The organism is Stenotrophomonas sp. PUT21, assembly GCF_052232875.1.
Taxonomy (GTDB): Bacteria; Pseudomonadota; Gammaproteobacteria; order Xanthomonadales; family Xanthomonadaceae; genus Stenotrophomonas; species Stenotrophomonas maltophilia_N.
The window spans coordinates 38,724-50,835 of the sequence record NZ_CP197645.1 but is presented as its reverse complement, the minus strand read 5'-3'; the positions used below and the strand labels follow the sequence as shown (position 1 = coordinate 50,835).

The 12,112-nt window shown below is 67.2% G+C and carries 11 protein-coding genes; 7 read left to right on the top strand and 4 right to left on the bottom strand.

Annotated features, from left to right (window positions below):
• The first annotated feature begins 63 nt into the window (after window positions 1-63).
• From ACTT2I_RS00240 to ACTT2I_RS00210, 7 genes are all read left to right on the top strand, one after another.
• Entirely contained in the window at window positions 64-1,509 is a 1,446-nt protein-coding gene (locus ACTT2I_RS00240) for a C40 family peptidase (RefSeq protein WP_421100707.1), read from the top strand.
• The gene (locus ACTT2I_RS00235; RefSeq protein WP_088434573.1) at window positions 1,510-2,619 is read left to right on the top strand and encodes a dipeptide epimerase; all 1,110 of its coding nucleotides are present in this window, start codon (window positions 1,510-1,512) and stop codon (window positions 2,617-2,619) included.
• Between the two features lie 10 nt (window positions 2,620-2,629).
• Window positions 2,630-3,478, top strand: coding sequence for a MurR/RpiR family transcriptional regulator (locus ACTT2I_RS00230; protein ID WP_088434572.1), 849 nt, complete (start codon window positions 2,630-2,632; stop codon window positions 3,476-3,478).
• Between the two features lie 17 nt (window positions 3,479-3,495).
• The gene (locus ACTT2I_RS00225) at window positions 3,496-4,254 is read left to right on the top strand and encodes a L,D-transpeptidase family protein (protein WP_421100689.1); all 759 of its coding nucleotides are present in this window, start codon (window positions 3,496-3,498) and stop codon (window positions 4,252-4,254) included.
• Window positions 4,251-5,552, top strand: coding sequence for an APC family permease (locus ACTT2I_RS00220; RefSeq protein WP_088434570.1), 1,302 nt, complete (start codon window positions 4,251-4,253; stop codon window positions 5,550-5,552). The genes ACTT2I_RS00225 and ACTT2I_RS00220 overlap by 4 nt, the downstream gene beginning before the upstream one ends.
• A gap of 105 nt (window positions 5,553-5,657) precedes the next feature.
• Window positions 5,658-6,005, top strand: coding sequence for a hypothetical protein (locus ACTT2I_RS00215; protein ID WP_176990529.1), 348 nt, complete (start codon window positions 5,658-5,660; stop codon window positions 6,003-6,005).
• A 137-nt stretch (window positions 6,006-6,142) separates the two neighbouring features.
• Window positions 6,143-7,291: a PQQ-dependent sugar dehydrogenase gene (locus tag ACTT2I_RS00210; RefSeq protein ID WP_421100690.1), complete on the top strand. Its 1,149-nt coding sequence runs from the start codon at window positions 6,143-6,145 to the stop codon at window positions 7,289-7,291.
• A 49-nt stretch (window positions 7,292-7,340) separates the two neighbouring features.
• On the opposite strand, the gene ACTT2I_RS00205 is transcribed toward ACTT2I_RS00210, so the two are convergent.
• The 4 genes from ACTT2I_RS00205 to folB all read right to left on the bottom strand — a co-directional run bounded on the left by ACTT2I_RS00205 (window position 7,341) and on the right by folB (window position 12,100).
• The gene (locus ACTT2I_RS00205) at window positions 7,341-8,000 is read right to left on the bottom strand and encodes a hypothetical protein (RefSeq protein ID WP_421100691.1); all 660 of its coding nucleotides are present in this window, start codon (window positions 7,998-8,000) and stop codon (window positions 7,341-7,343) included.
• Window positions 8,001-8,117: 117 nt separating this feature from the next.
• On the bottom strand, window positions 8,118-10,292 hold the full coding sequence (gene bglX / locus ACTT2I_RS00200; protein WP_421100692.1) for a beta-glucosidase BglX: 2,175 nt from the start codon (window positions 10,290-10,292) through the stop codon (window positions 8,118-8,120).
• Window positions 10,293-10,429: 137 nt separating this feature from the next.
• Entirely contained in the window at window positions 10,430-11,704 is a 1,275-nt protein-coding gene (locus tag ACTT2I_RS00195) for a mechanosensitive ion channel family protein (RefSeq protein WP_088434567.1), read from the bottom strand.
• Window positions 11,705-11,731: 27 nt separating this feature from the next.
• Complete coding sequence (gene folB / locus ACTT2I_RS00190) at window positions 11,732-12,100, bottom strand: dihydroneopterin aldolase (protein WP_088434566.1); 369 nt, start codon at window positions 12,098-12,100, stop codon at window positions 11,732-11,734.
• Window positions 12,101-12,112 lie beyond the last annotated feature (12 nt).

Sequence of the window (12,112 nt, the reverse complement as noted above, 5' to 3'; positions counted from 1 at the left end):
TCTTGCTTTCGCCGAAAAAAGGAATAAATATTCCTGATGCTTCCTGAGGAGGGTGACCGCGTGATGATCCAGGCTTCCCCCCACCGCCCCGTGCGGTCCCGCTGGCTGTCGCGCGCCGTGCTGGCGGCGGTCCTTGCGGCCACGCTGGCGCCCGCGTGGGCCGAGGCCCCCCGTGCCGCGCCCGGTCCCGACTTCGGCGGGGTCATCGCCCTGCGCGAGGCGTATCTCGCTCCCGGTTTCTGGGCCGATCGCCTGCCCGACCCGGACCGCGTGATTCTCGATCGCGCCGGGATCGCCGCGCAGAACGCCCGCATGCGGGCCGAGGATGCCTCTATCCACAATCTGCGCGCATTGCCGGCGCAACTGCCGCGCGAGCAGGTGCTGGGCAGCATCCAATCGCTCTCCAAGTGGCCGGAGCGCACGTTGTACGGTCAGGATGGCAAGACCATCAGCGACCAGCAGCGCAGCGAGACCATCGCCAACCTGGCCCTCGCCGCGATACCGGCGCAGCGCCCCCTGCAGTACGGCCTGGTCACCCATCGCGCCGCGCTGCGGGCGTTCCCGACCGCGTTGCGGGTGTTCAGCAGCCAGGGCGACACCGACATCGACCGCTTCCAGGAGTCGGCGCTGTTCCCCGGCGATGCGGTGGCGGTGCTGCATGAAAGCGCTGACGGGCGCTGGCTGTTCATCACCAGCGAGCGCTATTCGGCATGGATCGAGAAGCGCTTCGTGGGCATCGGCGATGCCGACACCGTGCTCGGCTACGGCCAGCGCGGTCCCTACCGCGTGGTCACTGGCGCCACGGCGTTCACGGCGTACACGCCTGAGGAACCGCGCGTGTCGCGGCTGCAGCTGGACATGGGCGTGCGCCTGCCGGTGATCGCCGACTGGCCGCTGGAGAAGACCGTCAACGGCCAGCAGGCCCACGCCGCGCATGTGGTGCAGCTGCCGGTGCGCGAGGCCGATGGACGGCTGGCGCTGGTGCCCGCGCTGCTGCCGCGCTCGCAGGACACCGCCGATGACTACCTGCCGCTGACCCCGCGGACGCTGCTCACCCAGGCCTTCAAGTTCCTCGGCGAGCGCTATGGCTGGGGCCACGATTACGACACCCGCGACTGCAGTGGCTTCGTCTCGGAGATCTACCGCAGCGTCGGCGTGCTGATGCCGCGCAACACCAGCGCGCAGGCGATCAGCCCGGCATTGGACCGCATCGCCTTCACCGCGAAGGACGGCAAGGCCACGCGCGATGCCGCTGTAAAACAACTGCAGGTGGGCGACCTGGTCTACATCCCCGGCCACGTGATGATGGCCATCGGCCATATCGACGGCCGCACCTGGCTGATCCATGACACCGCCGGCGGCGGCTGGCTCGGCGCGGACGGCACGCGCGTGCAGGCGCATCTCAACGGCGTGTCGGTCACTCCGCTGGAGCCGATGATGGCCAGCGATACCGTGAGCTACATCGACCGCATCACCAACATCCAGCGCCTTCGGCCACAGAACCCCTGAATGAAGATCACCGACATCGAACTCGGCATGCTGCGCGTGCCGTTGAAGACCCCGTTCAAGACCGCGCTGCGCACCGTGGACACCGTCGAAGATGTGGTGGTACTGGTCCGTACCGACAGCGGCCACACCGGTTACGGTGAGGCGCCAGCGACGGCAGTGATCACCGGCGACACGCACGGCTCGATCATCGAGGCCATCGACGGCTTCATCAAACCACGCCTGATCGGCGAGGACGTGGCCAACCTCAACCGGCTCTGCGGCCTGATCCAGAGCTCCATGGAGCGCAACACCAGCGCCAAGGCGGCGGTGGAGATCGCGGTTTACGATCTGTGGGCGCAGCTGCACAACGCGCCGCTGTACCGCATGCTCGGCGGCGGCGACCCGGTGATCACCACCGACATCACCATCAGCGTGGACTACATCGACAAGATGGTGGCCGACTCGCTCTCGGCGATCGAACGCGGATTCGAGTCGTTGAAGATCAAGGTCGGCAAAGACATCGGCCTGGATATCGAACGGGTCAAGGCGATCCATGCCGCGGTACAGGGCCGCGCCCTGCTGCGCCTGGACGCCAACCAGGGCTGGACGGCCAAGCAGGCCGTGCACGCGATGCGGGCGCTGGAAGAGGCCGGCGTGGTGCTGGAACTGCTGGAGCAGCCGGTCAAGGCGGCCGACATCAGCGGACTGAAGTACGTCACCGACCGGGTCAACACTCCGGTGATGGCCGATGAAAGCGTGTTCAACCCCGGCCAGGTGTTCGACCTGATCCAGCAGCGCGCCGCCGACATCATCAACATCAAGCTGATGAAGACCGGCGGGTTGTCCAACGCGATCCGCATCGCCGATATCGCCGCGATCTACGGGGTGCCGTGCATGATCGGCTGCATGATCGAATCGAGCATCTCCGTGGCCGCCGCCGTGCACCTGGCCGTCGCCAAGAGCGACATCATCACCAAGGTGGATCTGGACGGGCCGTCGCTGGGCCAGTTCAACCCGGTGACCGGTGGGGTCAACTTCAACGAATCGGAAATCACCATCAGCGATGCGCCCGGGCTGGGTATCACCGAAGTGCGTGGGCTGGACATGATCACGCCGCGGCGGTGGTCCTGACCCCGTGCCCATGCCGCCCCTGGTGAAAATCCGCTCCGAGCGTGACCACATGTCGGCGATCGAACGCCGCATCGCGGATTTCATTCTCGACAACGCCCACCTTCTGCGCGACTACTCCTCCCAACAGCTGGCCAGCGCGCTGGGCATCAGCCAGTCCAGCGTGGTCAAGTTCAGCCAGAAGCTGGGCTTCAAAGGCTACCCCGACCTCAAGTACTCCATCGGGGAGGCCGTCGCCCGCGCCGGCAGCGACCCGCACAGCCGCCCGCCCCCGCCCGCGGCGGCCGACAGCTTCGCCCAGGTCGCCGAGCGCCTGCGTGCGAGCAAGGCCGCCGCCGAAGAGGAAACCTGGCTGGCCAATCCGCAGGCCGACATCGAGGCCATCGTGCAGCTGATCGACGGCGCGCCCAAGGTGTTCGTCTACGGGTTGGGCGATGACGGCCTGTACGCCCGCGAATTCGCCATGCGCCTGTCGCTGCTGGGCATGCTCACCGTGCACCACGCCGATCCGATCCTGATGATGGCCAACCTCTCGGCCGCGCGGCCCGGCGATGCGATGCTGGTGTTTTCCGAGTTCGGCAAGCTGCCGCAGTTGTTCCAGCTGTCGCGCCAGTTCCAGGATATGGGCGGCAAGGTGGTGTCCATCACCCGCCACAGCGCCAACCCGCTGCGCGCGCATGCCGATGCCAGCCTGGTGCTGTGCGCCCACGACCCGGCACCGCACGTGGCACAACTGCTGTACCGTTCTTCTCTGCAGGCGCTGCTGGATGTTGTCTTCGTCCTGCTGTGCCACGCCAACCCGGACCGCCACCGCCAGCTCGGGGTGAACCTGGAACGGATCGAACATTTGATCGACAGCTGATCCTGGAGTCCGCCACGATGATGCCGCTGTTCCGTTCCGTCACCGCCGCCGTATTGCTGGTTGTCACCGCGCCCGTCTTCGCCGCCGCGCTGGAGGGCAGCACCCAGCTGGTCGTCGTCACCACCGACGGGTGGGATGCCACCCAAGGCAAGCTGCAGGCGTTCGAGCGCACCGCGAAGGGCTGGCAGCCGCAGGGCGCTGCCTTCGAGGTGGCCGTGGGCCGCAGCGGCAGCGCGTGGGGCGAGGGACTGCACCCGGCCCAGCCTGGGACGCCGCAGAAGCAGGAAGGCGACGGCCGCAGCCCGGCCGGCATCTTCGCGATCGGTCCGGCCTTCGGCTATGCGCCCGGCCTCACCAGCGGCCTGCCCTACCAGCCGATGCGCGACACCAGCTACTGCATGGACGTGCCGGATTCGCCGTACTACAACCGCATCGTCGATGCGGAGGTGGTCGGGGCTGAAGCGGTGGAAGGCTCGACCGAGCCGATGCGGCTGGACCTGCACAACAAGGGCGACGTGCGCTACCGCGAGGGCTTCGTCATCGAGCACAACCCGAAAGCGTCGCCCGGCCGTGGCAGCTGCATCTTTGCCCACCTCTGGCGCACACCGGGCGAGGCGACCGCCGGCTGCACCGCGATGGAGCCTGCGCACATGACCACGCTGTTGGCGTGGTTGAACGCCAGCGCGCGGCCGCGCTTCGTGCTGCTGCCGCGCGCGGAATACCAGCGCCTGCAGGCCGAGTGGCAGCTGCCCGTGCTGGCCGGGAGCGTGCATTGAGCACTGCGCCGCCCGATCCGCAACTCGAACGCGCGGTCAGCCGTTGGCAGATCGTCGGCCTCTCGATCAACGATGTGATCGGCAGTGGCATCTATCTGCTGCCAGCCGCCACCGTCGCCCTGCTCGGCCCCTTCAGCCTGTGGGGCGTGGTCGCCGCCGGCATCGTGGTCGCCCTGCTGGTGCTCTGCTACGCGCAGGCCGCCAGCTACTTCGATGAGCCCGGCGGCAGCTATCTGTATGCGCGCGAGGCGTTCGGCCGGTTTGCCGGGTTCGAGATCGGCTGGATGATCTGGCTGACCCGGATCAGCTCGGCGGCCGCGCTCAGCAACGCGCTGGCCGATGCGGTGGCGCGCTTCTGGCCGTGGGCCGGGCATGACATCGGCCGCATCGCGATCATCGTGGTCTCGTTGGGCTTCCTCACCGCGGTGAACGTGGCCGGCGTGCGCTCGGCCGCGCGCACCGGTGTGATCCTGGTGATCGGCAAGCTGCTGCCGTTGGTGCTGTTCGTGGCCATCGGCGTGTTCTACGTGGATACCGACCTGGCCTTCTCCGGCGTACGCCCGGACCCGCACGATCTGCAGCGCATGGGCGAAGCAGCGCTCCTGCTGCTGTATGCCTACGCCGGCTTCGAGAACATCCCGGCCGCCGCCGGCGAGTACAAGAACCCGCGCCGCGATATTCCGTTCGCGCTGATCACCATGATCATCACCGTCACCGTGATCTACGGCGCGGTGCAGTTCATCGCACAGGGCACGTTGGCCGGGCTGGCCAGTTCGCCGACGCCGCTGGCCGATGCCGCTGCCAGCTTCGGCGGGCTCACGCTCGCCCTGATCCTCACCGTGGGCGCGACCATCTCCATCCTGGGCACCAACAGCAACACCATGATGATGGGCCCGCGCTTCCTGTTCGCCTTGGCGCGCGATGGCTACGGGCCGAAGATCCTGGCGCAGGTGCACCCGCGCTTCCGCACCCCGGCCGCGGCGATCATCGCGCAGGGCCTGATCGCCCTGGCGCTGGCCTTGTCCGGTTCGTTCGTGCAACTGGCGCTGCTGTCGATGACCACGCGTCTGTTCGCCTACATCGGCACGGCCGCGGCGGTGCTGGTGCTGGCACGGCGCTTTCGCGATCGTCCCGGCGCGCTGAAGCTGCCGGGGGGTCCGTTGATTCCGATTCTCGCGCTGGTGCTGTGCCTGGCGTTGTTCGCGAGTGCGAGCTGGCAGAACATCGCCGCGGCCGGCATCGCATTCGCCGTCGGTGCGGTCATCTACACATTCCCGCGTCGCGATCATCAGGGCTGAGCCAACGCGCAGGTGAATGGCACTTGATGTGTCATTCACCTCGCCGGTCCATGGCGTTAACCCGGCTTTGGGTACGGTGAAGCCTCACCCAACCGGAGCCAACACATGAGCACTGACTATCAGATTCCCGGCCGGGTGCCGGAAGACGGAGTTCCGCGCCAGGCCGTATCGGATTACTGGCGTGAGCGCTTTCCGAGCGAACCGTACTATGACAACAACCAGTTCTTCGATGACTACGAGCCGGCCTACCAGCTCGGCCATCGCACCCGTGCTGACGACATGATCCGCGCGTACGAAGAAGTGGAAGCCGAGCTGCAGACCCGCTGGGCGCAGGAACGCGGCCAGAGCAAGTTGAGCTGGGAGCAGGCCCGCAATGCGGTGCGCCGTGGCTGGGATGAATCCACTGCGCTGCGCCAGGCACACTTGGACAAGGGCGTACCGCGCGGCACCTGACGCGCCCTGTCCGGCCCACCTCCAGCGGCGGCCCTCGGGTCGCCGTTGTTGTATCGGGCAGGACCTCTGGTCCACGCGGCGTTGATGGGCATGGTGTACAACAGGGGTTGGCCATCGCCTCCCCGACGGAGACTTCCATGACCCGCAAGTTGTTGCTTACCCTCGCCATCAGCCTCACCCCTGCCCTGTTCACCACTGCCTGTGTCGCCGCTGACAAGGCCGCTGCGCCGGTCGTGGAAAAGGCGCAGTGGCCGTTCGCCGCCACCGAATTCGCCCGCTTCAATGAGCCGTGGGCCATGAGCTTCCTGCCCGATGGCAGTCTGCTGGTCACCGAAAAGAAGGGCGCGCTGAAGCACTTCAACGTGCAGACCCGCAAGACCGCCACCATCACCGGCGTTCCCGAGGTTGCCTACGGTGGCCAAGGAGGGTTCGGCGATGTGCTGCCGCATCCTGACTTCGCCAGGAACCAGCTGATCTATCTCAGCTATGCCGAGGAAGGCGACGGCGATACCCGTGGCGCTGCGGTCGCGCGTGCGCGCCTGGCACTGGCCGCCGATGGCAGCGGCACCCTGGAAGAGCTCAAGGTGATCTGGCGCCAGACCCCGAAGGTCAGCGGCAAGGGTCACTACGGCCACCGCCTTGCCTTCGGGCCGGACGGCAAGCTGTGGATCACCTCCAGCGAGCGCCAGAAGTTCGATCCGGCCCAGGACATGGGCGGCAACCTCGGCAAGCTCATCCGCCTCAATGACGACGGCAGCGTGCCCGCCGACAATCCGTTCGCCTCGCAGGGTGGCGTGGCCGCGCAGGTGTGGTCGCTCGGCCACCGCAATGCACTGGGCATCGCCTTCGATGCGCGCGGCAAGCTGTGGGTGCATGAAATGGGTCCGGCCGGCGGTGACGAGCTGAACCTGATCGAGCGCGGCGCCAACTACGGCTACCCGATCGTCTCCAACGGCAACCATTACGACGGCCGCGAGATTCCCGACCATTCCACCCGCCCGGAATTTGCTGCGCCCAAGGTGACCTGGACCCCGGTGATCTCGCCGGCCGGTTTCATCATCTACAGCGGCACGCAGTTCCCGGCATGGAAGGGCAGCGGCTTCATCGGTGGCCTGTCGTCCAAGGCGCTGGTGCGCGTGGCCTTCGATGGCGACAACGCCCACGAGGCCGAGCGCTTCGACATGGGCGAGCGCATCCGCGAGATCGAGCAGGGCCCGGATGGCGCGATCTGGCTGCTGGAAGACGGCAGCAACGGCAAACTGCTCAAGCTCACGCCGAAGGCCTGAGCCGTGCAGGCTGCCGGTGCATCGCCGGCAGCCTGCACAACACCGATACTTACTGGATGGTCACGACCTTGACCTCGGTGCGGCGGCACGCCTGATCCAGGCAGGCACCGTTGAGCCAGACCTGGCCGTCGCCGATCATCACGCCCTGCTGGTTGACCATGACGTCGTCGAACTTCTGCGCGGCGATGGCCTTGCGCACGGCCGGGGTCAGGATGCGCTCGTAGTTGCGCTGGAACTCGCCGGGGCCGGTGATCTTGGCGCCATTGGCGATGTTCAACGGGAAACGCACTTCCTCGACCACGGCCGCGCGATCGCCGCCGTTGACCGCCTTCTGGAAGGCGTTGAACACTGCTTCGTACTGGGCCGCATCGCCGAGCACCTGATCGATGCGTTGGCGAACATCGCCGTTGGCGGGCACAGCCGGCGTGGCGGGGTCGGTGGTGGGTGCCGGGGTGCCAGCGGATGCAGGTGCCGGTGCGGGTGCGGCGGCGTCCGGCGCAGGGCTGCCGGCCGTGACCGCATCGGGCGACAGACCGGACGACGGTACGGTCTCACCCGGCGTCGGGCGACCCTCCGGAATAGCCGTGGCCGGGCCCTGGGCGGGATCGGCCGCGGCGGTATCGGCCGGCGGCGGTGCCGACGGACTACAGGCGGCCAGCCACAACGGGCTGGCCAGGGCCAACAGCAAGGGGGTACGGGACAGGCGCATGGGTGGCTCCATCGGTTTCACGAGGGAGCCAGCGTAACGGCCGAGACGTCAGCCGCCGATGATGGATCACGGTCGTGCCGACCAATGGCCGGCACGACCGGGTGACGCGATGCCGACTCAGGCGGCCAGCAGCTCGAAGATCACCGGCTCGCCGCTGACCGACGAGGCGCACACCCACAGCTCGAACTGGCCCGGCTCGGCGCGGAACACGCCGTCGCGACCGGTGAAGCCCAGTGCATGGCGATCCAGGGTGAAGGTCACCTCGGTGCTCTGGCCCGGCTGCAGCGCGACCTTGTCGAAGCCCTTCAGCTCACGCACCGGCCGCACGCGGCTGGCCACGCGATCGTGGATGTACAGCTGCACCACTTCCTCGCCTGCCACCGCACCGGTATTGGTCAGCGTGGTGGTGATGGTCAGGGTGTCGTCCCAGCCCAGCTGAGCGCTGCTCAGCTGCGGCACGCCATAGGCGAAGGTGGTGTAGCCCATGCCGTGGCCGAACGCGTACGCCGGCTCGTTCGGGATCTCGCGCCAGCGCGCCTTGAACTCGGACATGGTCGGCAGTTCCGGGCGACCGGTACGCGGGTGGTTATAGAAGTACGGCTGCTGGCCCGACACCTGCGGGAAGCTCACCGGGAGGCGACCGGACGGGTTGTAGTCGCCGAACAGCACATCGGCCACGGCATGCCCGGTCTGGGTGCCCAGGTACCAGGTGATCGCCACGGCATGCGCATTGCGCACCGCGCCCTGCAGCGCCAGCGCGCGGCCATTGCGCAGCAGCACGACCAGCGGCTTGCCGGTCATCGCCACCGCTTCGGCCAGCGCCTGCTGTGCCGGCGGCAACGTGATCTCGACGCGCGACTGCGCTTCACCGCTGTAACGCTGCGGTTCGCCCAGGGCCAGCACCACCACGTCGGCGCGCAACGCGGCCGCCACGGCCTGTTCGATGCCGTCCTGCACGGCCGCTTCCAGATCACAGCCCGGCACGATCTCCAGCAACGATTCGTCGCTGATGGCCGCACGTACGCCGGCTTCCAGGGTGACGTAACGCGACTTGTCGCCGAACAGCGTCCAGCAACCTTCGATGTTCTCGCGGTCCTGCACGAACGGCCCGATCAGCGCGATCTTTTGGCCGGCCTTCTTCAGCGGCAGCACCGACTCGGCATTCTTGAGCAGCACGATCGAGCGGCGCGCGGCATCGCGCGAGAGCTCGTCATGCGCGGCGATATGCGAGGTGTTCGCTTCGCGCGCCAGATCCAGCGAACGGTACGGGTCATCGAACAGGCCGATCGCTTCCTTCAGGCGCAGGATGCGGCGCACCGACTCGTCCAGCGTGGCCATCGGGACTTCGCCGCTCTCGATCAGGCCCGGCAGGTGTTCGGCATAGAAGCCGCTCTGCATGCTCAGGTCCAGGCCGGCGGTGAAGGCCTTGGCGGTGGCGTCGCGGTCATCGGCGGCATAGCCGTGCGCGACCAGCTCCATGTCGGCGGTGTAATCGGAAATCACCACGCCCGGGAACTTCCATTCCCCGCGCAGGATGTCGGTCAGCAGCTCGGCGTTGGCGCTGGCGGGCACGCCGTTGATGTCATTGAAGGAGGACATCACGGTCAGGGCACCGGCTTCGAAGGCGGCTTTGAACGGCGGCAGGTGGACGTCGCGCAGGGTCTGCGGCGAGATGTCGACCATGTTGTATTCCATGCCGGCCATCACCGCGCCGTAGGCGGCGAAATGCTTCGGGGTGGCCAGCAGTGCATCGGCGGCGCGCAGGTCCGGGCCCTGGAAACCGCGCACGCGGGCAGCGGCGAACGCACAGCCCAGCACCACGTCTTCACCGGCGCCCTCGGCACCCCGGCCCCAGCGCTGGTCGCGGGCGATATCCACGGCCGGCGCGTAGGTCCAGTGCAGGCCGGCAGCGGTGGCTTCCACGGCGGTGGCGCGGGCGGTGCGCTCGGCCAGGTCCGGCTCGAAGCTGGCGGCCTCGCCCAACGGGATCGGGAATACGGTGCGCATGCCATGGATCACGTCCGCGGCCAGGATCACCGGAATCTTCAGGCGGCTTTCTTCCAGCGCGACCTGCTGGATGCGGCGGCCGGCTTCCACGCCCACCCCATTGAACAGCGAGCCCACCTTGCCCTCGCGCACCTGCTGCAGCACCTGGTCGGCATTGCTGACGTTGGCTTCCGGATTCACATCCGGCGCGAACGGGCGGACCATGTCGGCGAACACACCCAGCTGGCCGACTTTTTCTTCGACGGTCATCTGGGCAATGAGGGTTTCGATACGATCGGCGGCCACCGGCTGTCCTTATGAAAACGTTTACAAGCCCGGGATTCTAGCGTTCCCGAGGCCGTTGTGAATGACTTTTGCGTTCATTTTTCTTCCCGGGAGGAAAGACCCCCGCCACCGCACTGCGGCGACGGAGGCACAGGAGCTTACTCCGCAGCGGCCAGGCGCTGCTGCCCCGCCATCAACATGGCGTCGCTGGATTCCTGGAAAACCCGCAGCCCAAAGGCCGGGAGGATCGCCAGCAGGTGATCGAACACGTCCGACTGCACGCCCTCGTACTCGCCCCACGCCGTGCTGCGGGTGAAGCAGTAGATCTCCAGCGGCAGGCCCTGGGTGGTGGGCTGCAGCTGCCGTACCAGCAGGGTCATCTCCGTATGGATGCCCGGATGGTGCTGCAGGTAGCGCTCCACATAGGCGCGGAAGGTGCCCAGATTGGTCACCCGGCGCGCATTGACGGCCGCCACGCCTTTGGCCTGGAGGTCGGCGTTGTACTGCTGCAGCTCGGCCTGCTTGCCGCGCAGGTAATCGCCCAGCACCGCGAACTGCTCCAGCTCGGCCAGCATCGGCGCATCGACGAAGCCGACACTGTGCTGATCCAGATACAGCGACCGCTTGATCCGGCGTCCGCCGGCCTCCTGCATGCCACGCCAGTTCTTGAACGACTCGGTCACCAGCTTCTTGGTCGGGATGGTGGTGATGGTCTTGTCGAAGTTCTGCACGGTGATGGTGTGCAGCGCGATATCGATCACATCGCCATCGGCGTTCTGGCTGGGCATCTCGATCCAGTCGCCCAGCCGCACCCGGCCATCGCCGCTGATCTGCACGCTGGCCACCAGCGAGAGGATGGTGTCCTGGAAGATCAGCATCAGTACCGCGGTGGCCGCACCCAGGCCAGTGACCAGCGGGCCGAGCTTGACGCCCAGCAGGGTCGCCACGATCGACAGGCCGGCGATCACGAAGACGATGATCTTCACGACCTGCAGGTAGCCCTTGATCGGCTTGTTGCGCGCATCCGGGCGGCGCTCGTAAAGATCGTTGGCGGCATCCAGCGCATGCGAGACCGCCAGCGCCACGGTCAGCACCGCCCAGGCCCGGCACGCTCCGATCACGAACTCCACCAGCTCCGGCGGCAGGTCTGGCACGATCCGGATGCCGGCGGCGATGACCATGCTCGGCACCACGTTGGACAGCCGCGAGATCACCCGCAGGTTGTTGCCGCCTTCATTGCCGGCGCTATGGCCGGGCAGGCGGTTGACCAGCTTGCGCAGGCCGCGCAGCAGGATCTTCTTGGTGACGAAGTTGGCCAGCCAGGCCGCCAGGGCCAGCGCTGCCAGCACCAGCAGGGTGTAGGCCCAGGGCCAGGGTTCCAGGGTCCGCTGGACACTGTCCAGCCATCGGGTTGCCACTACCGCATCCATCATCGTGTATCGATCTCCTGCTCGGGGGTATCAGGGCGTTGCCAGGTCCTGCGCGCTGCGCTCGATGATCACGCCGACCGCGCGCGCGCCGCGCACCGCACCGGGCTTGCTGAGCTTCAGGCGCAGCCATTGCACGTTGAATTCACGCAGCACGATCTCGGCGATGCGCTCGGCCAGGGTTTCGACCAGGCCGTAGTCCGAGTCACGCACGAACTGCTCGATGCGCTTGCTGACGGCTTTGTAATTGAGGGTATCGGCGATGTCGTCGCTGGCCGCCGGACGGCGGTTGTCGAAGCCCATTTCCAGATCGAAACGCAGGGTCTGGCGGATCCGCCGTTCCCAGTCGTAGATCCCGATCAGGGCATCGATCTCGAGCCCTTCGATGAATACCTTGTCCATAGCCATGCCACG

What these genes read in the sequence shown, in the direction of transcription:
- ACTT2I_RS00240 (WP_421100707.1), top strand. Translation starts at nt 64, where the DNA reads ATGATCCAGGCTTCCCCCCACCGCCCCGTGCGGTCCCGCTGGCTGTCG.
- ACTT2I_RS00235 (WP_088434573.1), top strand. Translation starts at nt 1,510, where the DNA reads ATGAAGATCACCGACATCGAACTCGGCATGCTGCGCGTGCCGTTGAAG.
- ACTT2I_RS00230 (WP_088434572.1), top strand. Translation starts at nt 2,630, where the DNA reads ATGCCGCCCCTGGTGAAAATCCGCTCCGAGCGTGACCACATGTCGGCG.
- ACTT2I_RS00225 (WP_421100689.1), top strand. Translation starts at nt 3,496, where the DNA reads ATGATGCCGCTGTTCCGTTCCGTCACCGCCGCCGTATTGCTGGTTGTC.
- ACTT2I_RS00215 (WP_176990529.1), top strand. Translation starts at nt 5,658, where the DNA reads ATGAGCACTGACTATCAGATTCCCGGCCGGGTGCCGGAAGACGGAGTT.
- ACTT2I_RS00210 (WP_421100690.1), top strand. Translation starts at nt 6,143, where the DNA reads ATGACCCGCAAGTTGTTGCTTACCCTCGCCATCAGCCTCACCCCTGCC.
- ACTT2I_RS00205 (WP_421100691.1), bottom strand. Translation starts at nt 8,000, where the DNA reads ATGCGCCTGTCCCGTACCCCCTTGCTGTTGGCCCTGGCCAGCCCGTTG.
- ACTT2I_RS00195 (WP_088434567.1), bottom strand. Translation starts at nt 11,704, where the DNA reads ATGATGGATGCGGTAGTGGCAACCCGATGGCTGGACAGTGTCCAGCGG.
- folB (WP_088434566.1), bottom strand. Translation starts at nt 12,100, where the DNA reads ATGGACAAGGTATTCATCGAAGGGCTCGAGATCGATGCCCTGATCGGG.